Here is a 24955-nt window from a genome sequence, read left to right on the forward strand (position 1 = left end):
AGGGGCGCGATGCGGCGGGCGGGATGGTTTCAGTCGCCAAACATCTTCTGCTTGAGCTCGCGGCGCTGCTGCGCCTCCAGCGACAGCGTTGCCGTCGGGCGCGCCAGCAGGCGACCCACGCCGATGGGTTCGCCAGTCTCGTCGCAATAGCCGTAGTCACCCGCGTCGATGCGCGCGATCGACTGCTCGATCTTCTTGAGCAGCTTGCGCTCGCGGTCGCGCGTGCGCAGCTCCAGCGCGTGCTCTTCCTCGATGGTGGCCCGATCGGCCGGATCGGGCACGACGACGGTGTCCTCGCGCAGGTGCTCGGTGGTCTCGCCTGCGTTGTCGTGCATGTCCTGCTTGAGCTGCATCAGCTTGTGGCGAAAGAACGCCAGCTGCTTCTCGTTCATGTATTCGCCGTCAGGCATGGCCAGCACTTCGGCGTCGGTCAATTCCTCGGCCGTCTTGGTCTTCCATTGGCCGGCCAGCTTCGGATCTTTTTTGGCGGCCGCCACAGTTTTTTGCAGGGTCGTGTTCATATCAGGACTTTACGCTGGCTAGGGGGAAACAAAAGGCTTTGAATGAAACGCCGATGGTACGTTCATCGCTGCATCGTTCAAAGCATATCCCAGGTATCGGAATGCGACGCCATTGCCTGGCGCCGCGCGAAAAAACCACTTCTACACCGTCGCCGCACCCAAGGGCAGCGCGGTCGGGCGGCGATTGTACGGGCATCGGCCCGCAATGCCTGTTCAGGCGACTCGTACGGCAACCTGGAAGTAGAGGAACACAATGAAAGCGATGGATTCGCGCCCAGGACAAGGCGCAAACCACAGCGATAGCCGTAGCTATCGCGAGGATTTGCAACGCCGCCATGGGTGCGAAGACACGCTTTCATGTTTCGATATTTCAAGGTTGCTGTACCAGGCACTGCTCCAGCCCCTGGCGCAGGATGTCCTGCGGCAAGTCGATGCCGATGAACACCATCTTGCTCTGGCGCTTTTCCTGCGCACCCCATTCCGGCCCCAGGTCGCTGCCCATCAGCTGGTGCACGCCCTGGAAGATCACCTTGCGGTTGGTGCCCTGCATGTCCAGCACGCCCTTGTAGCGCAGCATGCGCGGGCCGTAGACGTTGACGATGGCGCCCAGGAAGTCCTCCAGCTTGGCCGGGTCGAACGCGCGTTCGGCACGGTAGACGAAGCTTTTCACGTCGTCGTCATGGTGATGGTGGTGCGGGTGGTGGCAGTGCTCGCCATGCGCATGGTCGTCGTGGTCGTGGCCGCAATGCTCGTCGTGCACATGGTCATGCCCATGTTCGTGCCCATCGTCTTCCTTGAGGAAGTCGGGGTCGACGTCCAGCTTGGCGTTCAGGTTGAAACCACGCAGGTCGAGCACCTGCGCCAGCGCCACCTCGCCGAAGTGCACCGCCTCGATGGGCGCGCGCGGGTTCATGTGCTTCAAGCGGTGGATCAGCGCGTTCTTCTCGTCCTCGCTGATCAGGTCGGTCTTGGACAGAAAGATCTGATCGGCAAAACCCACCTGGCGGCGCGCCTCCTGGCGGTCGTCGAGCTGCTGCTGGGCGTGCTTGGCGTCGACCAGCGTGATGATGGAGTCGACCAGGTAGCTCTCGGCGATCTCGTCGTCCATGAAGAAGGTCTGCACCACCGGGCCGGGGTCGGCCAGGCCGGTGGTCTCGATGACCACGCGCTCGAAATCGAGCAGCTTCTTGCGCCGCTTGGCCGCCAGCAGCTGCAGCGTCTCGCGCAAGTCCTCGCGGATGGTGCAGCAGATGCAGCCATTGCTCATCTGCAGGATCTGCTCCTCGCTGTCGGTGATCAGAATGTCGCTGTCGATGTTCTCCTCGCCGAACTCGTTCTCGATCACTGCGATCTTCTGGCCATGCGCCTCGGTCAGCACGCGCTTGAGCAAAGTGGTCTTGCCCGCGCCGAGAAAGCCGGTGAGGATGGTGACGGGAATCAGTGACATGGGAAAAGCCTTGAAAAACCGCGGCAGGCGTGCACGCAAACCTGTCAGATGGGGGCTGACGCACAAAGTACAAGGCAGCGACTGTAGCGAAACCGCCTGGAAAGGCACGCGCCAGCTGCCACACCAGCGTGCCGCGCAGGGTCAACGGTGCCATCGTTCACGCCATGGAACACTAAAACCCTCGATTGCCGGCTACCGCGCACCGGCGCAACGTGAGACAGTCAAATGCACGGCAATCGGGCCGTGCATCGCATTGACCGGAGTTCCACCATGCGCAAAACCATTGAAAGCCTTTTCACTCCGCCCGAGCCGCACTGGGTCGGCAACGGCTTTCCGGTGCGCAGCCTGTTCAACTACGCGGAGCATGGCGCGCGCATCAGCCCATTTCTGCTGCTCGACCACGCTGGCCCGACCGAGTTTGCGCCCGGCAACGAGCGCCGCGGCGTCGGCGCGCACCCGCACCGCGGCTTCGAGACCGTGACCATCGTCTACGCCGGCGAGGTGGCGCACCGCGACAGCTGCGGCGCGGGCGGCACCATCGGCCCGGACGAGGTGCAGTGGATGACCGCCGCGGGCGGCCTGCTGCACGACGAGTTCCACACCGAGGCCTTCACCCGCCGTGGCGGGCCGCTGGAGATGGTGCAACTGTGGGTCAACCTGCCCGCGCGCCACAAGATGGACGCGCCGCACTACCAGGCGCTGACCCGCGCCGACATTCCCGAGGTGGCACTGCCCGGCGGCGCCGGCGTGCTGCGCGTGATCGCCGGCGACTACGCCGGCCATGCGGGTGCGGCCCAAACCTACACGCCCATCAACCTGTGGGACATGCGTCTGCGGCGCGGCGGCAAGGTCGATCTGACCCTGCCCGAAGGCCACACGCTGATGCTGCTGATGCGCAAGGGCAGCGTGCGCGTGGAGGGCGAGCGGGCCCACGCCGGCCAGCTGCTGCAACTCTCGCGCAGCGGCACCGGCCTGGCGCTGCAGGCGCTGACCGATGCCGAGCTGCTGTTGATGGGCGGCGAGCCCATCGCCGAGCCGGTAGCCGGCTACGGCCCGTTCGTGATGAACACGCGCGCCGAGTTGACGCAGGCGTTCGAGGACTTCAACGCCGGCAAGTTCGGCCAGATGCCGGCCAGCGCCGACGCCGCACTGGCGCATTGATCCTGCGCCAGCTCTGACACGCACCCACGAAAAAGCCGCCCTGGCAGGTCTTCTGCAGGGGCGGCTTTCTTGGTGAGGGCTGCGCTTACTTGCGCCAGTAGTTGTTGGCAGCGGCCACGGTCTGGAAGTTCAGCGCAATGACCTGCGAAGCGGCCGTCAGCTCGTGCGAGCTGTTGGCATATTCGGGGCGCAGCTTGTGCAGCACCTCGGTGTCGGGCTGGGTGTACCTGACGCCGCGGCGGCTCAGCGTGATGGCCAGCTCGAAGCCCTGCTGGGGCGTTTCGGTGATCAGCGAGGTCAGCCAGGTATCTGCCATGGGGTGCTCCTGTGGGGTTTGTTGTAGACGCCGCTGATTGTGCAGCAAGGCCCAAGGCCGCAGTGGCAGTGCCGGCAATGGCGCGGCGGCTCCTAGTACAGCAACCTGGAAATATCGAAACATGAAAGCGTGTCTTCGCACCCATGGCGGCGTTGCAAATCCTCGCGATAGCTACGGCTATCGCTGCGGTTTGCGCCTTGCCCTGGGCGCCAATCCATTGCTTTCATTGTGTTCCTCTACTTCCAGGTTGCTGTACTAGCCGCACCCGCATTCAGGATTCGCCAGGTTTTTTGTGCGCCCGCGGGTGGGCCCTGTCGTACACCTGCGCCAGGTGCTGGAAGTCGAGCCGCGTATAGACCTGGGTGGACGTGATGCTGGCGTGGCCCAGCAGCTCCTGCACCGCGCGCAGGTCGCCGCTCGATTGCAGCAGGTGGCTGGCAAACGAGTGGCGCAGCATGTGCGGGTGCACCGGCTGCGCCAGCCCCGCCAGTTGCCCGCGCTGGCGCAGCCGCGCCCAGACCGACTGCGCCGACAACCGTGCGCCGCGCCGCCCGATGAACAGCGCGCTGCCCTCCAGCCGCCCGCCAAAGGGCTGCGCGCGCAGCGCCAGCCACTGCTGCAGCGCCTGCAGCGCGGCGCGTCCCACCGGCACGCTGCGCCGCTTGCTGCCCTTGCCCAGCACATGGGCCTCGCCCGCCTGCAGGTCGACCCAGCCGCGCCCCTGCTGCTGTGCGGCCATGCTGGCGGCAACGTCCAGGCCGACGAGCTCGCCCACGCGCAGGCCGCAGCCGTACAGCAGCTCGACGATGGCCGCGTCACGCGCCTCGATCCAGGGATCCTGCCCGGCCTCGGCAAAGTCGGCCAGGCGCACCGCCTGATCCACCGGCAAGGCCTTGGGCAGCGGCTTGGGCGCCTTGGGCGCGCGCACGTCCAGCACCGGGTTGTGCGCGGCCAGGCCCTGGTTGACCGCCCAGCGGAAGAACCCGCGCCAGCCCGACAGGATGAGCGCAATGCCGCGCGGGCTGCGCCCGCCGGCGTGCATTTGCACCACGCCGCGGCGGATGTGCGCGCTGGTGAGCTGCAACAGCGGCGTGCCCGCCTCGCGCGCCAGCGCCTCCAGGCGCAGCAAATCCTGCGTGTACAGCGCCAGCGTGCGCGCGGCCAGGCGCCGGTGCACGCGCAGGTCCTGCAGGTAGTTCTGCGCCGGCTCGGAGAGCGCCGCAGCGCTGGGCGCCTGTTCCGTCATGGCAAGCTTAGAGCGTGTTTACGCTCTTACAGCAAGCGCGACAGCGCCGAGCCCGCCAGCTCGGCCATGTGCGTCAGAAAGTCGGTTCCCATGGTCGCGTCGAAGCGCTTGGCGTCGTGCGAGGCCAGCACCAGCAGGCCGAAGGCGGGGCTGTCGGTGTCCTCGATCGCGCCGCGGCGCAGCGGCAGCAGCGCCAGAGACTGGGCCTGCGCCGCCTGTGCCAGCCAGCCCGTCGCCTCGAAGCCCAGGTTGGGGCCGCAAAACGGCATGGTCAGCGACGCGGCAAAGCTGCGCAGGTCTTCGCTCACGCCCTGGGTGAAGGCCGCGCCCGTGTAGGCGTCGGCCACGCCCCACAGGCGCAGCGCCACCTGCGGCACGTCGAAGTCCTGCGCAATGCTGGCCTGCACCATGGCGGGCAGCTCGCCGGCGTTGCGCGCCGCGGCCAGCTGGCGCGACCAGTCGTGGATCTTGCGCGCGATCGCCGCGTTCTCGCCGCCGTAGCGCACCATGTCCATCACGCGGTGCTCCAGCACCTTGATCTTCTCGCGCAGCAGCTCGGCCTGGCGCTCGTGCAGGCTGACCGCGCGCTGGCCATGCGGGCTGTTGATGACCACGCTGGCCAGCAACTCGGCGTGGCGCTCGAAGAAGCCGGGGCTGTTGGCCAGGTATTCGGCAATGTCGTCTTCGGTGATCGGGGGCAGGGCGGAAGCGGTCATGGCAGGGCGGGCAAAAGAAGGCGGGAGGCCGGTCAATACAAAAACAATGCGCCCGGATTATCGGCGCTTGGGGCAACGTGGAAGGTACAGATCGTTTATCGTGCGGCCCTGCCAACCGGCACATTGCTGCCTTCGAGGGAATTCCCATGCGACTCTTCAACGCCCTGCACCACCCCCACGCCGGCGCCGTGCTGCTGCGCACCGTGCTGGCGCTGCTCATCCTGCTGCACGGCTGGGCCAAGATCACCGGCGGCGTCGGCTGGATTGCCGGCATGCTGCAAGGCCACGGCCTGCCCGGCTACCTGGCCTACGCGGTCTACCTGGGCGAGGTCGTCGCGCCGCTGCTGATGCTGGTGGGCGTGTGGGTCGCGCCGGCCGCGCTGGTCGTCGCCATCAACATGCTGGTGGCGCTGTTCCTGGTGCACCAGGGGCATTTTTTCTCGATCAACAAGAGCGGCGGCTGGGAGCTGGAGCTGCAGGCCATGTTCCTGGTCGGCGCGCTCGTCGTGGCCATGACGGCGAGGCCCGGCAAATGACGCCGCGCACCAGCCAATACCTGCACGCGCAGCACATGCCCGTGGCGCCGCGCGCTGCGGCCACCGTGCTGCTGCTGCGCGACGGCGCGGCGGGCCTGGAGGTCTTGATGACGCGCCGCTCGCAGCAGGCCAGCTTCGTGCCCGGTGCCTTCGTCTTTCCCGGCGGCGCCATCGACGCGCAGGACGCCCAGGCGCACGCGCTGGCCGCGCGCCGCCCCACGCAGGCCGACGCGCAACTGACCGATGCGATCGCCGCCATCCGCGAGAGCTTCGAGGAGCTGGGCGTGCTGCTTGCGCGCCACGGCGACGGGCGCTGGGCCACGCAGCACGACATTGCGCAGATCGACCGCCACGCCCCGCTTGCCGCGCAGTGCCAGGCGCGCGGCCTGACGCTTGCCGCCGACGGCGTGTTCACGCTGGCGCGCTGGATCACCGACCGCGACCTGCCGCGGCGCTTCGACGTGCCGTTCCTCGTCGCCCGCATGCCGCCGGGCCAGACTCCGGTGGCCGACGAGGCCGAGCAGTTCGAGCCGCTGTGGATACGCCCGCAGGACGCGCTGCAGCGCCACGCCGGCGGTGACTTCTTCATCATTTTCCCGACCATCCGCACTCTGGAGTACCTGCAGCGCCATGCCAGCGTCGACGCGGTGCTGGCCGCCTGCGCCGGCGAGGCGCCGCTGTGGACCAGCTGCCCGCGCGCCGGCCTGCTGGCCGGGCGCGAGGTGCGCTACATGGAAAGCGACCCGCCCTACGGCGAATTGGCTCTGGTCAGCCCCGACGGCCAGCTGGTGCACCCGCTGGACTGGCAAAGCGATCGTCCGGTGGAGCTGCGGCGCAACCTGCAGCGCCTCACCGCACCCAACCCCGGCGTGATGACCGGCCCCGGCACCAACAGCTACCTGGTGGGCGATCCAGCCACCGGCTACATCGCCATCGACCCCGGCCCTGCCGACATGGAGCACCTGCAGCGCCTGTGGCGCGCCGCCGGCGGCGACATCCGCACGATCGTCTGCACCCACTCGCACCCCGACCATTCGCCCGGAGCCGCCCCGCTGCAGCAGCTGTGCGTGCAGGCCGGGCGCGCCGCGCCGCCCATCCTGGGCCTGCCCTCGCTTCCCACGGCGCGCGCGCACAGCCAGTTCACGCCCGACCGGGCCGTCGCCGACGGCGAGCTGCTCACACTCACCGGCCAGGGGCTGGGGGGCAGCGTCACCCACACGCTGCAAGTCGTCTACACCCCCGGCCACGCGGCCAACCACCTGTGCCTGCTGCTGCAGGAAGACGGCCTGCTGTTTTCCGGCGACCACATCCTGAACGGCAGCACCACGGTGATCGACCCGCCCGACGGCAACATGGCCGACTACCTGGACTCGCTCGACCGCCTGGACGCGCTGTGCCAGCAGTGGGGCGTGGAGTTCATCCTGCCCGCCCACGGCCACGTGCTGGGCGACGCGCGCGGCGCCATCGCACACCTGAAGGCCCACCGCCTGGCACGCGAGGCCAAGGTCATCGCCGCCATGCAAAAACGCCCCGACGGCACGCTGGAGCAATGGGTGGAGCTGGCCTATGACGACGTGCCCCCGCGCCTGTGGCCGGTGGCACAGCGCTCGCTGATCGCCCACGTCGAGCGCATCCGCATGCTGGAACCTGGGAATGATTGAGCACCCCCCTGAGCCGCTTCGCATCTTCCCTCCTCTCTCTGCGCGCTACGCGCCACGGGAGGGGGGACGCAGCCAGCGCGGCGGGGCGGCCCTTGCGCGGCCGCCCTGGCCTGGGGCGCGCGCGATGCCCGGCGTTCTGGAGCACCGGCATGGATGATGCGATCCGCCTGGCCAAGCGCGTGGCGCGGCAGTTCGCCTGCTCGCGCACCATGGCAGAGCAGTACATCGAAGGCGGCTGGGTGTCGGTCGACGGTCAGGTCATCGAGCTGCCCGGCGCGCGGGTGGCGCCGCAGCAAGCCGTGGCGCTGGCGCAGGACGCCAACCCGATGGAACTCACCCCCGTCACCCTGGTGCTGAACAAGCCTGCGGGTTACGAGGCCGGGCTTGGCCTGGAGGCCGGCCACACCTCCCACACCAGCCGCAGCCAGGGCGCGCCGCAGGCGCTGGATCTCTTGAGCGCAGCCACCCACCTGGCGGACGACCCCGCCGGCCAGCGCGTGCTGCTGCGCCACTTTCGCGCGCTCGAGTGTTTCACGCCGCTGCCCACCGAGGCCAGCGGACTGGTCGTCTACACCCAGGACAGGCGCGTAGCACGCAAGCTGCGCGAAGACATCGAGGTGCTGGAGCAGGAATGCATCGTCGAAGTCGCTGGGCAGATTCAGGAGGACGGCCTGCAGCGGCTGTGCCACGGCCTTACGTTCAACGACCGGCCGCTGCCGCCCATCAAGGTCAGCTGGCAGAACGAGACCCACCTGCGCTTTGCACTCAAAGGCATACGCCCGGGGCAGATCCCGTCGATGTGCGAGGCCGTGGGCCTGTCCGTCGTGGACATCAGGCGCATCCGCATCGGCCGCGTGCCGCTCGCCAGGCTGCCCGAAGGGCAGTGGCGCTATTTGCAGCCGTGGGAGCGGTTTTGAAGAAAGTGTGAAGCCCGCCGATAAGCCGGATTCTGTGCATGCGGCAAGCCGCATGTGACCGCCATTACTCTGGGCCGGGGGTCGCCCCGCCGGCTCGATGCCACCTACCCGCCAGCTCCGCGGAGCCACGTCAACGCTGGCCTACTTGGTGTTGCTGCGCGTAGAGATTGCCCGTTTCACTTCGGGCGCGAAGCGCCCGAAGTGGCTGCGTCGTGCCGGGCTCATCGCCCGTCACCGTCTGGCTTGCGCCAGCCGCGCCGGTTTGCGCCGGCGAACCGCAGAACACCCCTGGTGGGCACTTCTACGCTCGAACTCGTCTCTGTTGCTCTGATCCTCACCTCACGGTGGACAGCCGTTAGCTGCTACGCTGCCCTGTGCAGTCCGGACGTTCCTCCAGTGCCTGGTTTCCCAGCTTGCACCAGCGGCGGTCTGGCGGGCTTCACGGGGGCGATTATCGCCGTGAAATGGCGCTCAGCGCGGCAGCATCTGGTAGATGCTCCAGCCGATCAGCGCCATCGCACCGACGATGCCCAGCATCATCAGCCACGGCCCCCAGCGGTAGTCGCGCGCCGAAAAGCCCACCAGCAGCAGCGCGCAGCTGACGGCCAGCAGCAGCATGGTCGATTGGAACAAGCTCATGCACATCTCCCTGCGGTCGTTACCATGCTTGCCATTGTTGTGCATGCCGGCACCCGGCCCGGGCGCATCGCATGCTTTTCTGTCCCCTGTTTGACCCACGCCATGTCCACCTATCCCACGCTTGCCGATACCGCCGCGCGGCTCGATAGCGGCGCCGCCACGTCGCTCGCCCTGACCGAGCAGGCACTCGAACGCTGCGCCCAAGGCGAAGGCCCGCGCACCTTCACCCGCACGCTGGCCGCCACCGCGCTGGCCGAGGCGCGCGCCAGCGACCTGCTGCGCGCCGCCGGCCTGGCGCGCTCGCCGCTGGAGGGACTGCCAATCTCGGTCAAGGATTTGTTCGACGTGGCCGGCCACGCCACGCTGGCGGGCTCGCGCCTGCTGCAGGGCAGCGCCCCCGCGCGCCAGGACGCACACATCGTGCAGCGTCTGCGCCGCGCAGGCGCGGTGATCGTCGGCACGACCAACATGACCGAGTTCGCGTTCTCGGGCATCGGCCTCAATCCGCACTACGGCACGCCGCGCAACCCCTGGGGGCGCGAGGCAGGCGGCGGCGGGCGCATTCCGGGCGGCTCGTCCTCGGGCGCGGCAGTCAGCGTGACCGACGCCATGGCGCTGGCGGCGATCGGCTCGGACACCGGCGGCTCGGTGCGCATCCCGGCGGCGCTGTGCGGGCTGACCGGCTTCAAGCCCACGCAGCGGCGCGTGCCCACGGCTGGCGCGCTGCCGCTGTCGACGACGCTCGACAGCGTCGGCCCGCTGGCCGCAAGCGTCGCCTGCTGCGCGCTGCTGGACGCGGTGCTGGCCGACGCGCCGCTGACGCCGCTGACCGCCGCGCCGCTGGCCGGCCTGCGCCTGCTGGCGCCGACCAACGTGGTGCTCGACGGCATGGACGATGCGGTGGCCGTGGCCTGGGAGCGCGCGCTGTCGCGGCTGTCACAGGCGGGCGTGCGCATCCACCAGGCGCGCGTCGCGCCACTGCAGGACCTGGCGCAGATCAACGCGCTGGGGAGTTTTTCCAACGCCGAGGCCTGGGCCTGGCACCGCCCCCACCTGCAGCAGCACGAGCGCGACTACGACCCGCGCGTGCTCTCGCGCATTCTGCGCGGGCGCAGCATGGGTGCGGCCGACTATGTCGACCTGCTGCGCCTGCGCCGCCAGTGGCAGCAGGCCATGGCCGGGCAGTTGCAGGGGCACGACCTGCTGGTAATGCCGACGGTGCCCGTGGTCGCACCGCGCATTGCCGACCTGGAGGCCAGCGACGAGGCCTTCTTTGCCGCCAACGCAGCGATTCTGCGCAACCCGTCGATGGTCAATTTTCTGGACGGCTGCGCCGTCTCGCTGCCCATCCACCAACCGGGCGACGCGCCGGTGGGCCTGAGTCTGGCGGGCCTGGGCGGCCAGGACGCGCTGCTGCTGTCTGCCGCGCTGGCGGTGCAGGCGGCGCTCGGCTGACGCGCGCCAACACCCGATGCCCGCGTCGGCCGGCGGGACGCCATATCGATATAGCGCAACTGTCCAAAGCCTTTGCCACAATGGCCGCGTTCATTTCCCTTGAAATTTTCCGGAGTCTTCGATGAAAGCCGACAACATCCTGCAGACCATTGGCAACACCCCGCACGTGCGCATCAACCGCCTGTTTGGCAGCGGCGCCAACGTCTGGCTCAAATGCGAGCGCAACAACCCGGGCGGCTCGCTCAAGGATCGCATTGCGCTGGGCATGGTCGAGGCGGCAGAGCGGGCGGGCCAGCTCAAGCCCGGCGGCATCATCATCGAGCCGACCAGCGGCAACACCGGCATCGGCCTGGCCATGGTCGCAGCGGTCAAGGGCTACCAGCTGATCGTCGTGATGCCCGAGAGCATGAGCGTGGAGCGCCGCCGCCTGATGCTGTCCTACGGCGCGCGCCTGGAGCTCACGCCCAAGGAGAAGGGCACGAGCGGCGCCGTCGCCCGCGCGCAGGAGCTGACCGAGCAGACGCCCGGCGCGATCATGCTCAACCAGTTCGAGAACCCCGCCAACATCGATGCGCACGCGCGCACCACGGCGCAGGAGGTGCTGGCCGACTTTCCCGAGGGGCTGGACGCCATCATCTCGGGCGTGGGCACGGGCGGGCACATCACGGCGCTGGCGCGCGTGCTCAAGCCCAAGTGGCCGCAGCTCAAGGTCTACGCGGTCGAGCCGAGCAAGTCGGCCGTGATCAGCGGCGGCCAGCCCGGCCCGCACGGCATTCAGGGCCTGGGAGCGGGCTTCATCCCGAAGAACCTGGACACCAGCGTGATCGACGGCGTCATCACCATCGACGACGAGGACGCGCGCGAATGGGCGCGCCAGTGCGCCAGCAAGGAAGGCATTCTGGTGGGCATCTCCACCGGCGCCGCGCTTGCCGCCATCGCCCACAAGCTGCCCAGTCTGCCCGCCGGCAGCCGCGTGCTGGGCGTGAACTACGACACGGGCGAGCGCTACCTGTCGGTCGAGGGCTTTCTGCCCGCCGCCTGATCGACGCAGCCCTCTCGCTGGCAAAAGCGGCCGCCTTGCGCGGCCGCTTTTTTTGGATGGGCTGCGCGCCGGCAGCACAATTGCCCCAGCATGACCACACATCACACCCCCGTCCGCATTCCCAGCGCGCAGCGCGACGCCCCGCTGAGCGCACAGCAAAAAAAATTCAACCGGCACATCGAGCGCATCGACCAGCAGCGTGCGCTGCTCGCCGACTGGGAGAAGGCCATCACCGCCTGGCGCGAGCGCCATGCGCGCGAGCTCCAGCCGCTCGCGCGCGAGCAAATCGCGCTGCTCGTCGAGCAGGTGCAGCACCTGGACGCCGAGAGCAGCAACAGAAAACTGACCAAGTCCGAGCGCCACACCGTCAGCGAGGCCATCACCGACCGGCTGGCGTTCGTCGTCGACGCCGTCGCCGACGAGGCGCTGCGCACCAGCTTGAAGGAGGTTTACAACCGCCACAGCGGCAGCGACTACGACGCCGAGGAAGCCGAGGGCAACGAGATGGCCAGAGAGATGGCCGAGGCCATGGCGCATGACCTGTTCGGCGTCGACCTCGACCTGCAGGACGCCGACATGGACGCACCCGAGGACTTGCTGCGCCGCCTGGCCGAGCAGATGCAGGCCCAGCAGGAAGAAAGAGCAGCCCAGCGCCAGGCCCACCACGCGGCCCGGGCGCGCAAGCCCAATGCGCGCGAGCGCAAGGCGCAAGAGGAGGCGGCGCAGGCAACGCAGTCGGTGCGCGAGATTTACCGCAAGCTTGCCAGCGCCCTGCACCCCGACCGCGAGGCCGACCCGGCCGAGCAGGCGCGCAAGACAGCGCTGATGCAGCGCGTCAACCAGGCCTACAACGACAACAAGCTGCTCGACCTGCTGCAGCTGCAGCTTGAAGTCGAGCAGATCGACCCGGCCCACATCGCCGGCCTGAGCGAAGACCGTCTCAAGCACTACAACCGCGTACTGGCCGAGCAGCTTGCCGAGCTGCAGCAGGAGGTGAGCGCCGTCCAAGGCCAGTTTTGCATGGAGTTCGACCTCGACCCCAACCAACGCTTCAAGCCCTCGACGGTGCTGCGCGAGTTAGGCAGGCAGGTGCAGCTGGCGCAATACCAAAACACGATGCTGCGCCAGGAGCTCGCCGGGCTGCGCTCCAGCGTGCACGGCCTCAAGTACTGGATCAAGACAGAACGGCGCCGGCAAAAAGAGCTGCAAGACGATCTGGAAGATCTGGACGATTGGTTCGATTGATCTCGCCCCGCAACACCGGAGTTTGGCAAGGTCCTTACCGGTAACGGCGCCGAACGGCCTCGGCTGCCGCCGGGCCGGGGCCGCGCAGCGGCATCAGCGTGTGCAGATCCAGCAGCGTGAAATGGCCCTGGCCGCCGCGCCAGCCGCCGGTGTCGATGAAGAACACATTGCCCAGCGTCTGCATGGTGGGCACGGTGGTGTGCCCATGGACGACGGCGCGCACGTTGCGCACCGGGGCGGCGTAGCGGCGCTGGTAACGCTGGCGCGACCACAGACAGCAGTCCTGGTCGCTGGGCGAGAGCGCGTGCTCGCGCAGATCTTGCCAATCGTCGCTGGGGCAGTCGGCATGAACCAGGCCGACCGGGCCGCCGGGCGTGGCCACCTCCATGGCCAGGGGCAAGGCCTGCAATTGCCGGGCGATGCGGGCCAGCAGCTGCGGCGCGGTGCTGGTGAGCCAGTCGCCGCCGTGCGCCAGCACGTCAACCTGCGGGTGCGGCCGGCCCAGGGCATGGCGCCAGGCCATGAGGTCGTGGTTGCCGCTGATGGCGTGAAACCACGGCTGCGCCAGCCAGTGCAGCACCTGGGCCGATTCCGGCCCGCGATTGACCAGGTCGCCGACGGAGAACAGCCGGTCTCGCGCCGGGTCGAAGCCGATGTGCTCCAGCGCCTGCCACAGCGCGGTGAAGCAGCCGTGGATGTCGCCCACGGCAAAGTCACGCCCGTGCGGATTGGCGGGAATGCGGGCGAGGAAAGAGGGAGAAGCGGGTGCGGGGCCATCCATGGGGCGATGGTAGCGGCCGGCCGGCAACGCAGCCGCAGCCATAGGACTCCTTGTCGTGCTACAGCAGCACCGGCGCGTCGGGCAGCCCCGGCGCGGGCGCCGCACCCGGCGGCGCGGCAAAGTGCGCCTGCAGCAGCGCAGACACCTCGGCCAGCGCCTGGGTCAGGCCATCTTCCAGCGACTCGCCACGCAGATGCTGCTCCAGCGTGAGCGCCAGCTGCTGCCAGGTGCCAGCGGGACAAGCGCGCGCCAGCGCGCGGTCGGCGACGATCTCGATGGCGTGGTCGGCCAGCAGCAGGTAGATGAGCACGCCGTTGTTGTGCTCGGTGTCCCACACGCGCAGCCGGCCGAACAGCGCCAGCGCCCGCGCGCGGGCATCCAGCCCGCGCCACAGGTAGGACAGCGGCAGCCCGGCCTCGACGCAGATGCGGATCTGCCCGCTGTGAAGCCGCTCGCTGGCTGCCACGCGCTCGGCCAGGCGCTCTTGCGCATCGGCCGGCAGCCGCCGCGCGGCGCTGCCGTCCAGCCAGCGGTGGCGCAGCAGCCGCAGCAGGCGGGCGGCGATGCCTGGGCGCGGCGCAAGGTGTTCGGTGCCGCTCATCTACCAGCGCCCCGAGGCGCCGCCGCCGCCAAAGTTGCCGCCACCGCCGCTGCCGAAACCGCCGCCTCCAAAGCCCCCTCCTCCGCCAAAACCGCCACCACCCCAGCCGCCGCGCCCTCCGCGTCCGCCACCGGTCACGATGGGGCCGCTGCGGCCGACGAACAGTGCGGCGAACAGAGCGCCGACCACCGCGATCACCAGCGCCGTGGCCACGCTGGCCGTCAGCAGCCAGGCAACGGCACCCAGCGCCCCGCCGGTGGCCACGCTGCCCAGGCGCGGGCCCAGCAACGCGCGCAGCACGGCGCCGCCGAACACCGCGCCGATGAACAGCAGGCCCAGCAGCGACTCGATGTCGGGCGCACCGCTGCCCTGGCCGCGCTGGCCGGCCACGGGCGCGGGCAGTTCCTCGCCAGCAATGCGCGCCTGGATCTGCTGCACCGCCGCCTGCAGGCCGCCGGCAAAGTCGCCCTCGCGAAAGCGCGGCGCCATCGCGCCGTCGATGATGCGCGCCGCTGCCAGGTCGGGAATCGCGCCTTCGAGCGCCTTGGCTACCTCGATGCGCATGCTGCGCTCGTCCTTGGCGACGATGACCAGCACGCCGTCGCCCACGTCGCGCCGCCCGATCTTCCAGGTGTTGGCCACGCGGTTGGCGTAGGCGGCAATGTCCTCGGGCGCGGTCACCGGCACCATCAGCACGACGACCTGCGAGCCCAGTTTTTCTTCCAGCGCGGCGAGCTGCCGCTCCAGCGCCTGCTGCTGGTCGTTGCTGAGCGTGCCGGTCTGGTCGATGACGTGGCCGGTGAGCACCGGCACCGGCCGCAGCGCCTGCGCGCTGGCGGGCAGCACCCAGGCCAGCAGCAGTGTGGCGGCCATCAGCACGGCGGCCAACAGCGCCCGTGCGCTGGCGGGCGTAGTGGCGATGCAGGCTGCGCGGGTGTTCATGGCTCGGCTCCAGCGCTGCGCAGTTGGCTCACTTGGAGAAGTCCACCTGCGGCGGCGTGCTGATCTGCGCCTCGTTGGCCACCGAGAAATTGGGCTTGGCCGCGTAGCCGAAAACCTTGGCCGTCAGGTTGGTGGGAAAGCTGCGCGCCAGCACGTTGTACTGCTGCACCGCCTCGATGTAGCGCCCCCGCGCCACGGTGATGCGGTTCTCGGTGCCCTCCAGCGTCACGCGCAGATCGCGAAACGCCTGGTTGGCCTGCAGCTGCGGGTAGCGCTCGGAGACCACCATCAGGCGCGACAGCGCGCCGGTCAGCCCGTCCTGCGCCTGCTGGAACTGCTCGAAGGCCTGGGGGTTGTTGAGCGTCTCGGGCGTCACCTGAATCGACGTGGCCTTGGCGCGCGCCTCGATAACCTTGGTCAGTGTTTCCTGCTCGAAGTTGGCCTCGCCCTTGACGCTGGCGACGATGTTGGGCACCAGGTCGGCGCGGCGCTGGTACTGGTTGAGCACCTCGCTCCAGGCCGACTGGGTCTGCTCGTCGAGCTTTTGAAAGTCGTTGTAGCCGCAGCCGGTCAGCAGCAGGGCCAAGGCGAAGATGGCAAGCAGGCGTTGGATCATGGTGATGCGACGTGTTGGTTACAGAGACTGCATATTCTGCAACGCCGCCACGCGCTCCTCGATCGGCGGGTGCGAGGAGAACAGCTTGCCGATGCCGCCGGCAATGCCCATGGCCTGCAGGCTTTGCGGCATGGCGCCCGGCTGCATGCCGCCCAGGCGGTGCAGTGCGTTGATCATCGGTTGGCGCGCGCCCATCAGCCGCGCGGCGCCGGCGTCGGCGCGGAACTCGCGCTGGCGCGAGAACCAGGCGACGATGATGGCGGCGACAAAGCCCAGCAGCACATCGAGCACCAGCGTGGTGACCATATAGCCGATGCCCGGCCCGGTGTCGCGGTCGTCGTTGCGGCGCAAGAAGCTGTCGATCGCGTAGCCGATGACGCGCGACAGGAACACGACGAAGGTGTTCATCACGCCCTGAATCAGCGTCATCGTCACCATGTCGCCGTTGGCGACGTGCGCGATCTCGTGGCCGATGACGGCCTCGACCTCCTCGCGCGTCATGCCCTGCAGCAGGCCGGTGGAGACCGCGACCAGCGCCGAATTCTTGAACGCGCCGGTGGCAAAGGCGTTGGGCGCGCCCTCGTAGATGCCGACCTCGGGCATGCCGATGCCCGCCTGCTGCGCAAAGCGCTGCACGGTCTGCACGATCCAGGCCTCGTCCTGGTTCTGCGGCTGGTTGATGACTTTGACGCCCATGCTCATCTTGGCCATGGTCTTGCTCATGAACAGCGAGATGAGCGCACCGCCAAAGCCGATCACCAGGGCAAAGCCGAGCAGATTGCCCAGGTCCAGCCCGTTGGCCGTCAGATAGCGGTTGACGCCCAGCAGGCTGGCGACGACGCCGAGCACGGCGACGACGGCGATGTTGGTGAGGACAAAAAGCGCAATGCGTTTCATGGAGAGTCTCGGTAAGGAGGCTGTGATTGGAAAGGCACAAATGGTGCCAGACCCGGTATTTTCAAACCTTTGTGCCGGTGTACTGGCGCGCGGGCCGGAACACCGCAGAGTCGGCATAGAACAAAAAGTTCTCGTTGTCGGGCCACCACCCGGGCACGCCCAGAACCGGCAGCGGCGCGAAAGGCTTGGTGCGCAGGTGGCCCGCATCCAGCGCGGCGGCCAGCCAGGCGTCCAGCGGCGCATCGGGTGGTACGGCCAGCGCCGGCGGCGGCCGGTAGACATGGGTCACCATGGGCTTGCGCGGCATGACGAGCTTTTCCATCAGCGCATGGCCGACCAGCACCAGCCGCGCCTGGCGCCACAGCGGGCGCAGGTCGATAAACAGCCGCTGCCACTGGCGCGCGGCAAGCGCCTGCCACAACGCATCGGGCGCCAGCAGCAGCGCACCGTTCTCGTCGAGCAGCGTCAGCGCGTCGCGCAGCGGCCCGCGCGTGGCGCCCACCCCCTGCGCAGCCACCGCGCTGCCGTGGATCTGGCTCATGCGCCGCTTGGCCTGCGGATGGTGCAGCCAGACCAGGCCGTTGAAGAAGTCGTGCAGGTTGTCGCGCGTGGGCACCTGGGCGCGCTCGAAAATGAACTGCTCATAGGCCATGCCCGGCGGCAGGCCGGCCTGCGGCACGAAGCGCACGCCGGGGTCGGGAGCCTGGCCCGTGTCGACCAGCGCGTTGAGTGCATCGGCCACGCTGGTGCCGGATTGCACCTGGTGCGCGACTTCCTTCCCCAGCCCGGCAATGGGTGCGAGCCAGGGCATTTGCCAGTCGATGGTGTGCATCATGCGCGCCCAGCTATTGCTCCGGCCTTGTGATGTTTGAACTCGTCATCCCGGCGAAGGCCGGGATCCAGTGCTTTTGGGAGGAAGTCATGGATTCCGGCCTTCGCCGGAATGACGAAAAATTGCTACTTCAAAGGGCCGAATCAATAAGAACGTGTTCAAGGCTCGTCACCCCGGAAAACGCCGTGTTCCAGGGACCTCGCCTCTGGATTCCGGCATTCGCCGGAATGACGGGGGAATGGCTATCACCTTCACTACCCGGCGCGAGCGAGAACGGTCGCCACCTCGCTCACCCCACCAGCTTCCACGCCAGCGCCTCGCCACCTGCCAGGGGCTTGAGCTGGGCATCGCCAAACGGGTAGCTCCCGGGCGGCGTCCAGCTTTCGCGGCGCAGCATGACGCTGCCGCGGTTGCGTGGCAGGCCATAGAAGTCGGCGCCGTGAAAGCTGGCAAAGCCTTCCAGCTTGTCCAGCGCACCGGCGGCGTCGAAGGCCTCGGCGTACAGCTCCAGCGCGGCGTGTGCGGTGTAGCAGCCGGCGCAGCCGGTGGCGTGCTCTTTCAGATGGGCGGGGTGTGGCGCGCTGTCGGTGCCCAGGAAGAACTTGGGGCTGCCGCTGGTTGCGGCCTGCACCAGCGCCCGGCGGTGCTCCTCGCGCTTGAGCACGGGCAGGCAGTAGTAGTGCGGGCGGATGCCGCCCAGGAAGATGGCGTTGCGGTTGTACAGCAGGTGATGGGCGGTGATCGTCGCAGCCAGGTGGGCGTCGGCCTCGGCGACGTACTGCGCCGCCTCGCGCGTGGTGATGTGCTCCATCACGATCTTGAGCGCAGGGAAGTCGCGGCGCAGCGGGATGAGCTGCTGCTCGATGAACACCGCCTCGCGGTCGAACAGGTCGATGTCAGGGCTGGTCACCTCGCCATGCACCAGCAGCAGCATGCCGGCTTGCTGCATCGCTTCGAGCACCGGATAAATCTTGCGCAGGTCGGTGACGCCGGCGTCGCTGTTGGTGGTGGCGCCGGCCGGGTAGAGCTTGGCGGCCACCACGCCGGCAGCACGGGCAGCGGCGATTTCCTCGGGCGCCAGGTTGTCGGTCAGGTACAGCGTCATCAGGGGCTCGAACTGAATGCCGGCGGGCACGGCGGCCAGGATGCGCTGCTTGTATGCAAGCGCCTGCGCGGTGGTGGTCACCGGCGGACGCAGGTTGGGCATGATGATGGCGCGCGCAAACTGCGCCGCGGTGTGCGGCACGACGGTGGCCAGGGCCGCGCCGTCGCGCACGTGCAGGTGCCAGTCGTCGGGGCGGGTCAGGGTCAGGGTGCTGGGCTGGGTGGTCATGGGCGCGATTGTCCCATTCCCGCCCTGCGGCCGGCTGGCTTGTGGTGTGGGGCTCGGAGCGTGTTCTCAGGTGTTCCAGGGGTCGACGCTCAGCACCAGCGCACCCGCAAAGCCCGGCAGCACGCCCGCAGCCGTGGCAAGCGGTATGCGCAGGCTGCGGCCGCCGTCCTTGCCCAGATCCAGGTCGGCCTTGGCCGGCGCCTCGCCCAGGCCGTTCTTCGACGCCAGGCCGTAGCGGATGGTGCCGGCGCGCACCGCGAAGGTGATGGTTTCGCGGTAGAGAAAACCGTCGAAATACTCGTCGAACCAGAACTTGCGGTCGACCTGGAAGGCCGGCACGTGGATGCCCAGGTCGATCTGGAACATCAGCGCCTGGTCGTTGGCCAGGCGCGCCTGCTCCAGCAAGTAGCCGGTGAACAGATAGACCGGCTTGTTCTGCTTGGTCAGTTCGTCGTAGGTCTCCAGCAGCGCCGACTCCTGGCTTACGCGCCGTTCGTTGAGCCGGTAGTTGGCGCCGGCACGCACCTGGGTGGACACGTCGAAGTAGTACGAGCCCTTGACGTCCGCGCCCGCGTCCTTTTTGTCCTGCACGTTGCGCGCCAGCGGCAGGCTGTCTACCTCCAGCGTGGCGGTGACGCGCCACTGGCCGAACAGGAAGCGGCGCAGGTTCTGGTAGCCCGCCTCGGAGTTGACCATGCCCTGCGGGCCCGAGTGGCTGCGCCAGCCGACGGCGCGCGGCGCGTCCTGCACGACGGCGTTGCTCATCAGCACCAGGCCGTCGCTCATCGGGCCGGCGGCGTATTTGGACAGGCCGCCGAAGGCGTCGTAGTCCTTGTAGTTGGAGCCGACGAAGCAAAACAGCCGCTCGGGCGCAAACGCGCCGTCGAGCTGGTTCACGGCCGCGTCCTTGGACAGGCGCAGGTATTCGCGCATGCGGTCGCGGTTGAAGTTGCCCAGCTGCAACACGTCCAGCGATCCCAGGTTGGGCGTGTTGACGCCCATCAGGTCGATGCCGCCGTGCGGCGTGCCGTAGGTGTAGACCTTGTCGACGTAGTGCGCCTTCGCGCCCTTGGCGGTCAGCTCCAGCGCGGCGTTGTCCGCCGCGTCGGGCGCGCCGTAGCGGCAGGTGTTCTGCAGATAGGTGCGGCAGACCAGCCCGCCCATCGAGTGCGCGACCAGGTAGACCTTGAAGGCGTCGCGCTGCTGCGCGTCGTCGCCGCAGACGGCCTGGCGCACCTGCAGGATGAAGCGGCGCAGGTCGGCGGCAAACTGTTCGATGGACACGCGCTGGCCGGTTCCCAGCGACTGCGAGACGCTCTCGTAGTAGCGAAACACCCAGATCGAGCGCACCGGCGCGGTGCCGGCGTCGTAGTGGTCGCCGCCGTCGTGGAAAGCGTCGGAGTACTGGTGATCCTTCATCAGGCGCAGCAGCGGCGACTCGAAGATGAAGCGGATCGGCTTTTTCTCGTAGTCCTGGCGCAGCACGGCGGCGCCGCGGTTGAAGCCCATGTAGGGGTCTGCGGTGGTGTCCTCGATCTCGCTCATCGTCGCGGCAAAGCCGCGCACATAGATGATGGGGTAGTACGGAGCAACGATGCGGCTGGCCATGGCGACAACTCCCGACGGTGGTGGTGTTGCAGGGATAGCAGGTTTGCCCGGAGAACAAACAGAAACACACCCGGCCGCATGGATATCTCAAACCAGCCGCGCCGTGGTATTTGTGCGTCTGCGCCGCAACGGTGTTTGCGCCAGGGTCGCGCGCCACGCGGGGGTGTCCATCGGCCGTTGCACAGGTGCCAATCCGGACGATGAGGAGACAGGCCATGATCAACCGCAAGTTCTTCTTTGACCACTGCCGCGAGACGCTGTTCACCGGCCGGCTGCGCCAGGCGCAGGTCGACGGGCTGGATACGCTGCTCGACGCCTGGGAGCAGTCCTGGGCCATGGCCGACGACCGCTGGCTGGCCTACGCGCTGGGTACGGCCTTCCATGAGACGGCGTTCACGATGCAGCCGATCCGCGAGCGCGGCGGGCGTGACTACTTCTTCCGCATGTACGACCCGCAAAGCCCGCAGCCCAACCGCGCCGCCATGGCGCGGCGCATGGGCGCGCACCCGGGCGACGGCGTGGTGTTCTACGGGCGCGGCTATGTGCAGCTGACCTGGCGCACCAACTACGACCGCATCGGCCGGCTGCTGGGGCTGGACCTGACGAGCAGCCCGGCCGCAGCCGACCGCGCGATGCAGCCGCAGGTAGCGGCCACCATTTTGCTCAAGGGCATGGAGCAGGGGCTGTTCACCGGCAAGAAGCTGAGCGACTACTTCGACGGCAACAAGGAAGACTGGAAGAGCGCGCGGCGCATCGTCAACGGGCTGGACTGCGCCGAGATGATCGCCGTGTACGCGCGCAAGTTCTACGCCTGCATCAGCTATACCGTCGGCCCGTAGCGCGTGGCCGCGCAGTGGCCGCTACAGCGCCGCAATGCGGCGCAGCGCCTGCTCGAACACCTCGACCGGCTGGCCGCCCTGGATCAGGTGCCGGCCGTTGATGACGATGGCCGGCACCGAATGGATGCCGCGCGCCTGCCACTGCGCCTCTTGCTGGCGCACCGCTCCAGCGTACTCGTCGCCGGCCAGGATGGCCGCGGCGCGCTGCTCGTCCAGCCCGAGTGACGCGACCAGCGCCAGCAGCACCGCGTGGTCGCTGACGTCTTCTCCGCGAGTGAAGTAGGCGGTAAACAGCGCATGCTCCAGCGCGCGCTGGCCGCCTTCGGCGCCCTGCTCCTTTTGCCAGTGCAGCAGGCGGTGGGCGTCAAAGGTGTTGACGATGCGCGTGCGCCGCTGCTGGTCGAAGACAAAGCCCAGCTGCGCGCCGCGCGCGGCGATTGCCTCGTGCATCTGCTGCATCTGCGCGGCGCTGGAGCCGTATTTGCCGGCCAGGTGCTGCAGCAAGTCCTCGCCGTCCTGGCCCATCGCCGGGTTCAGCTCGAAGGGATGAAAGCGCCACTGCAGCGCCACCTGGCCCTCAAGGCGCGCCGCCGCCTGCTCCAGCGCGTGCAGGCCGATGGCGCACCAGGGGCAGACGACGTCGGAGACAAAATCGATTTGCAGCGTGGCGGGGGCAGTCATGGCTCGTCCTGGTGCGGGTGGTGGTTACGGGCGATGGTAGTGCGCCAGGATCGTCACGGTTTTGGCGGCGCCTGCAGCACCTCGCGCAGCGCGGTCTTGAGCACCTTGCCGTAGCTGTTCTTGGGCAGCTGATCCACCCAGCGGTAGTGCTTGGGGCGCTTGAAGCGGGCGATGTGCTGCAGGCACAGCGCGTCCAGCTCGGCGTCGGCCACCGGCGCGCCACCTGCGACGAGAAAGGCGACGACGACCTCGCCCCAGTCGGCGTCGCGCTGGCCAACCACGGCCACCTCGCTGATTCCTGGGTGCAGCAGCAGTACCTCCTCGACCTCGCGCGGGTAGATGTTGGAGCCGCCGGAGATGATCACGTCCTTGCTGCGGCCCTGCAGCGTCAGAAAACCGTCGGCGTCCAGGCTGCCCATGTCGCCGGTGTGCAGCCAGCCGCCGCGCAGCGTCTGGCTGCTCGCTTCGGGGTTGTTCCAGTAGCCGGCCATCACGGTCTCGCCGCGCACCAGCACCTCGCCCAGCTCGCCGGCGGGCAGGTCGCGGTCATCGGCGCCGGCCACGCGCACCTGCACGCAGCTGTGCGCCACGCCCACCGACGCCATGCGCTCGGCCCAGCGCGGGTGCTGCTCGTCCATCAACTGCTCGCGAGACAGCGCCGTGATCGTCATCGGCGACTCGCCCTGGCCGTAGATCTGCGTGAATTTGTGGCCCATCACCGCAATCGCGCGGCGCAGGTCGTCGGTGTACATCGGCCCGCCGCCGTAGACGATGGTCTTGAAGCCCTCGCCGCCCCGCCCGGCGGCCTGCAGGTGGGCGACCAGCCGGTGCACCATGGTCGGCGCGGCAAACAGGCACAACCGGCCCAGCTGCGCGGCCAGCTGCGCCAGCTCGGCCGGGTCGAACCCGCCCGAGGCCGGCACCACGTGGCGCGCGCCGCGCAGCAAAAACGCGTACTGGTACAGCCCCGCACCGTGCGACATCGGCGCGGCGTAGGCGATCACGTCCTCGCGGTGCACCTCGTCGACGTCGGTGAAGTAGGCCATGGTCATGGCCAACAGGTTGCGGTGGGTGAGCATCACGCCCTTGGGCCGACCGGTCGTGCCCGAGGTGTAGAACAACCAGGCGACGTCCTGCGGCGCGCTGTCGTGCATTGCCAGCGCCGGGCCGCCGGCCGCCTGCTCCCACGCGGCGCTGCCCAGCTCCAGCAGCCGGCTTTCATCGGCGCCGGCCTGCAGCGCCTGAGCGCGCGAGTCGGGTGAGACGCAGACGGCGCGCGCGCGGCTGTCCTGCAGCACGTGCGCCAGCTCGCGCGGATGCAGCTTGTAGTTGACCGGCACGGCCACCGCGCCGCACCAGTGGATGGCCTGCTGCGCCTCCAGGTAGTTCGGGTGGTTGGGGCTGAAAAGCGCCACGCACTCGCCCGGCTGCACGCCGCAGGCGCCGCGCAGATGGCCGGCCAGCGCCGCAACGCGCGCGCCCAGCCGGCCGTAGCTGTACAGCACTTGGACACCGCCGAGCACCGCCGGGCGGTCGGCGTACAGCCTGGCGCTGCGGGCAAGCAAATGGGCGATGTTCATCGCTGTCTCCTCGTTGTTCGTGCGCATGGTTGCCAATGGTAGGGCAGTGTGCGCAGCGGATAAGCGCCGCTTGCAGCCGCTTATTCGGGCTTTAGCCTTGCCGGCGCTTTCCGACAATGGCCCCCGGGCGCATGCCGGCCGATGCCGGCGCCCGACAACGACACACAGCCATGGATTCCAGCCAAGACAAAAACCTGCCCGCCACCGAACGCAAGCTGCAAAAAGCGCGCGACGACGGCCAGACCGCGCGCTCGCGCGACCTGTCGCACCTGGCGATCCTGGGCATGGGGACGGTGGCGCTGTGGACGCTGGCGCCGCATTTCCTGGGGCTGCTGCAGCAGGCCATGGGCCAGCAGCTGGTGTTTGACGCGAACACCGTCAAGGCACCGGCGCACATGCTGGAGCGCCTGCGCACCATGGTGCTGCCGGGCCTGGCCGCCTGCGTGCTGTTCGGCCTGCTGACTACCGGTGCGGCGGTGCTCAGCGCGCTGGGCGCGGGCGGCTGGATCCTGAGCCTCAAGCCGATCACGCCGCAGTTCAACCGGCTCAACCCGCTCAAGGGCTTTGCCAACCTGTTCTCCAAGCAGCAGCTGGTCAACGTCGCCAAGATGCTGTTGATGAGCACGGTGCTGGTGTTCATCGCCTGGAAGTACCTGGACGGCAGCGTCGAGCGGCTGGCGCCGCTGGTGCTGCAGCCCTCGACGCTGGCGCTGCGCGACGTGGGCCAGTGGCTGGTGGGCGGCGTGGCGCTGCTGCTGCTGGCCGTGTTCCTGTTCGCCATGGTCGACGTGCCGCTGCAGGCCGTGCTGTTCAAGCAGCGCCTGAAAATGAGCCACCAGGAGGTCAAGCAGGAGCACAAGGAGTCCGAGGGCAGCCCCGAGATCAAGGGCGCGATCCGGCGCAAGCAGCGCGAGATTGCCGAGCGCGCCAGCACCGCCAACGTGCCCCAGGCCGACTTCGTCGTGATGAACCCCACGCACTACGCGGTGGCGCTGCGCTACGACGAGGCGAGCATGGGCGCGCCGCAGGTCATCTCCAAGGGTGCGGACCTGCTGGCGCTGCACATCCGCGACCTGGCGCAGGCGCACCAGGTGCCGGTGCTGCAGTCGCCCATGCTGGCGCGCGCGCTGTACGCCCACGCCGAGCTGGAGCAGCCCATCCCCGCGCAGCTGTACACCGCCGTCGCCCAGGTGCTGGCCTATGTCTACCGGCTCAAGGCGGCGCTGGCCGGCACCGGCCCGCAGCCGGGCGATCTGCCGCTGCCCGACGCGCTCGTCCCGCCCGAGCTCGACCCGCATTCGCCCCAGGCGCAGCCGCGCCCACGCCGCCGCAGGTAAGCCGCC

General features: G+C 68.7%; 25 protein-coding genes and 1 other RNA gene. 9 read left to right on the forward strand and 17 right to left on the reverse strand.

Annotation, left to right across the window (positions count from 1 at the left end; genetic code table 11):
• Positions 1-29 precede the first annotated feature (29 nt).
• A complete protein-coding gene (gene dksA, locus ABD767_RS01855) occupies positions 30-521 on the reverse strand; it encodes an RNA polymerase-binding protein DksA (protein WP_344867900.1) in 492 nt (163 codons plus the stop codon).
• 370 nt (positions 522-891) lie between these two features.
• Positions 892-1968, reverse strand: coding sequence for a CobW family GTP-binding protein (locus tag ABD767_RS01860; RefSeq protein ID WP_344867902.1), 1077 nt, complete (start codon positions 1966-1968; stop codon positions 892-894).
• Positions 1969-2238: 270 nt separating this feature from the next.
• On the opposite strand from ABD767_RS01860, the gene ABD767_RS01865 reads away from it, so the two are divergent.
• Complete coding sequence (locus ABD767_RS01865; RefSeq protein WP_344867904.1) at positions 2239-3129, forward strand: pirin family protein; 891 nt, start codon at positions 2239-2241, stop codon at positions 3127-3129.
• A gap of 85 nt (positions 3130-3214) precedes the next feature.
• Here the strand turns inward: ABD767_RS01865 and ABD767_RS01870 are convergent, their stop codons facing one another.
• The 3 genes from ABD767_RS01870 to ABD767_RS01880 all read right to left on the reverse strand — a co-directional run bounded on the left by ABD767_RS01870 (position 3215) and on the right by ABD767_RS01880 (position 5407).
• The gene (locus ABD767_RS01870) at positions 3215-3445 is read right to left on the reverse strand and encodes a hexameric tyrosine-coordinated heme protein (protein ID WP_344867906.1); all 231 of its coding nucleotides are present in this window, start codon (positions 3443-3445) and stop codon (positions 3215-3217) included.
• 271 nt (positions 3446-3716) lie between these two features.
• Positions 3717-4691 (reverse strand): tyrosine-type recombinase/integrase, encoded by a 975-nt coding sequence (locus ABD767_RS01875; RefSeq protein ID WP_103046063.1) that lies wholly within the window; start codon positions 4689-4691, stop codon positions 3717-3719.
• A 26-nt stretch (positions 4692-4717) separates the two neighbouring features.
• Complete coding sequence (locus ABD767_RS01880) at positions 4718-5407, reverse strand: DUF484 family protein (RefSeq protein ID WP_103046062.1); 690 nt, start codon at positions 5405-5407, stop codon at positions 4718-4720.
• 146 nt (positions 5408-5553) lie between these two features.
• On the opposite strand from ABD767_RS01880, the gene ABD767_RS01885 reads away from it, so the two are divergent.
• The 3 genes from ABD767_RS01885 to ABD767_RS01895 all read left to right on the forward strand — a co-directional run bounded on the left by ABD767_RS01885 (position 5554) and on the right by ABD767_RS01895 (position 8521).
• Complete coding sequence (locus ABD767_RS01885) at positions 5554-5943, forward strand: DoxX family membrane protein (RefSeq protein WP_103046061.1); 390 nt, start codon at positions 5554-5556, stop codon at positions 5941-5943.
• Positions 5940-7604, forward strand: a complete 1665-nt coding sequence (locus ABD767_RS01890) for an MBL fold metallo-hydrolase (protein ID WP_103046060.1) — start codon at positions 5940-5942, stop codon at positions 7602-7604. Before ABD767_RS01885 ends, ABD767_RS01890 begins: the two co-directional genes overlap by 4 nt.
• 149 nt (positions 7605-7753) lie before the next feature.
• Positions 7754-8521 carry a S4 domain-containing protein gene (locus tag ABD767_RS01895; protein WP_103046059.1) on the forward strand — a complete coding sequence of 256 codons (768 nt, stop codon included), beginning with the start codon at positions 7754-7756 and terminating at the stop codon, positions 8519-8521.
• A gap of 5 nt (positions 8522-8526) precedes the next feature.
• Here ABD767_RS01895 and rnpB read toward each other — a convergent pair.
• An RNA gene (gene rnpB, locus ABD767_RS01900) (RNase P RNA component class A) lies at positions 8527-8962 on the reverse strand.
• Between the two features lie 30 nt (positions 8963-8992).
• A complete protein-coding gene (locus ABD767_RS01905; protein ID WP_344867912.1) occupies positions 8993-9160 on the reverse strand; it encodes a hypothetical protein in 168 nt (55 codons plus the stop codon).
• A gap of 102 nt (positions 9161-9262) precedes the next feature.
• Here ABD767_RS01905 and ABD767_RS01910 point away from each other — a divergent pair, with 102 nt between their 5' ends.
• The 3 genes from ABD767_RS01910 to ABD767_RS01920 all read left to right on the forward strand — a co-directional run bounded on the left by ABD767_RS01910 (position 9263) and on the right by ABD767_RS01920 (position 12902).
• Positions 9263-10615, forward strand: a complete 1353-nt coding sequence (locus tag ABD767_RS01910; protein WP_103046057.1) for an amidase — start codon at positions 9263-9265, stop codon at positions 10613-10615.
• A 121-nt stretch (positions 10616-10736) separates the two neighbouring features.
• Positions 10737-11657, forward strand: a complete 921-nt coding sequence (gene cysK / locus ABD767_RS01915) for a cysteine synthase A (RefSeq protein WP_103046056.1) — start codon at positions 10737-10739, stop codon at positions 11655-11657.
• A gap of 90 nt (positions 11658-11747) precedes the next feature.
• A complete protein-coding gene (locus ABD767_RS01920) occupies positions 11748-12902 on the forward strand; it encodes a J domain-containing protein (protein ID WP_103046055.1) in 1155 nt (384 codons plus the stop codon).
• A gap of 34 nt (positions 12903-12936) precedes the next feature.
• Here ABD767_RS01920 and ABD767_RS01925 read toward each other — a convergent pair whose 3' ends face one another.
• The 8 genes from ABD767_RS01925 to ABD767_RS01960 form a co-directional block, all read right to left on the reverse strand.
• Complete coding sequence (locus ABD767_RS01925) at positions 12937-13683, reverse strand: metallophosphoesterase (protein WP_103046067.1); 747 nt, start codon at positions 13681-13683, stop codon at positions 12937-12939.
• A gap of 58 nt (positions 13684-13741) precedes the next feature.
• Positions 13742-14284, reverse strand: coding sequence for a TPM domain-containing protein (locus ABD767_RS01930; protein WP_103046054.1), 543 nt, complete (start codon positions 14282-14284; stop codon positions 13742-13744).
• A complete protein-coding gene (locus ABD767_RS01935; RefSeq protein ID WP_425549881.1) occupies positions 14285-15226 on the reverse strand; it encodes a TPM domain-containing protein in 942 nt (313 codons plus the stop codon).
• 28 nt (positions 15227-15254) lie between these two features.
• Positions 15255-15842 (reverse strand): LemA family protein, encoded by a 588-nt coding sequence (locus tag ABD767_RS01940; protein ID WP_344867918.1) that lies wholly within the window; start codon positions 15840-15842, stop codon positions 15255-15257.
• A gap of 18 nt (positions 15843-15860) precedes the next feature.
• Positions 15861-16739 (reverse strand): protease HtpX, encoded by an 879-nt coding sequence (gene htpX / locus ABD767_RS01945; RefSeq protein WP_103046053.1) that lies wholly within the window; start codon positions 16737-16739, stop codon positions 15861-15863.
• A gap of 61 nt (positions 16740-16800) precedes the next feature.
• A complete protein-coding gene (locus tag ABD767_RS01950; protein WP_103046064.1) occupies positions 16801-17571 on the reverse strand; it encodes a DUF3025 domain-containing protein in 771 nt (256 codons plus the stop codon).
• Between the two features lie 289 nt (positions 17572-17860).
• Complete coding sequence (pyrC, locus tag ABD767_RS01955; RefSeq protein ID WP_103046129.1) at positions 17861-18904, reverse strand: dihydroorotase; 1044 nt, start codon at positions 18902-18904, stop codon at positions 17861-17863.
• A 66-nt stretch (positions 18905-18970) separates the two neighbouring features.
• On the reverse strand, positions 18971-20512 hold the full coding sequence (locus tag ABD767_RS01960) for a lipase family protein (protein WP_103046128.1): 1542 nt from the start codon (positions 20510-20512) through the stop codon (positions 18971-18973).
• Between the two features lie 215 nt (positions 20513-20727).
• Between ABD767_RS01960 and ABD767_RS01965 the strand changes: the two genes are divergently transcribed.
• Entirely contained in the window at positions 20728-21351 is a 624-nt protein-coding gene (locus ABD767_RS01965; protein ID WP_103046127.1) for a glycoside hydrolase family 19 protein, read from the forward strand.
• Positions 21352-21372: 21 nt separating this feature from the next.
• Here the strand turns inward: ABD767_RS01965 and ABD767_RS01970 are convergent, their stop codons facing one another.
• Both ABD767_RS01970 and ABD767_RS01975 read right to left on the reverse strand, forming a co-directional pair.
• Complete coding sequence (locus tag ABD767_RS01970; protein ID WP_103046126.1) at positions 21373-22032, reverse strand: DsbA family protein; 660 nt, start codon at positions 22030-22032, stop codon at positions 21373-21375.
• A gap of 53 nt (positions 22033-22085) precedes the next feature.
• Complete coding sequence (locus ABD767_RS01975) at positions 22086-23612, reverse strand: AMP-binding protein (RefSeq protein WP_103046125.1); 1527 nt, start codon at positions 23610-23612, stop codon at positions 22086-22088.
• Positions 23613-23782: 170 nt separating this feature from the next.
• On the opposite strand from ABD767_RS01975, the gene ABD767_RS01980 reads away from it, so the two are divergent.
• Entirely contained in the window at positions 23783-24949 is a 1167-nt protein-coding gene (locus tag ABD767_RS01980; RefSeq protein ID WP_344867925.1) for an EscU/YscU/HrcU family type III secretion system export apparatus switch protein, read from the forward strand.
• Positions 24950-24955 lie beyond the last annotated feature (6 nt).

This window comes from Comamonas faecalis, assembly GCF_039538025.1.
In the GTDB taxonomy this organism is placed as follows: domain Bacteria; phylum Pseudomonadota; class Gammaproteobacteria; order Burkholderiales; family Burkholderiaceae_C; genus Comamonas_C; species Comamonas_C faecalis.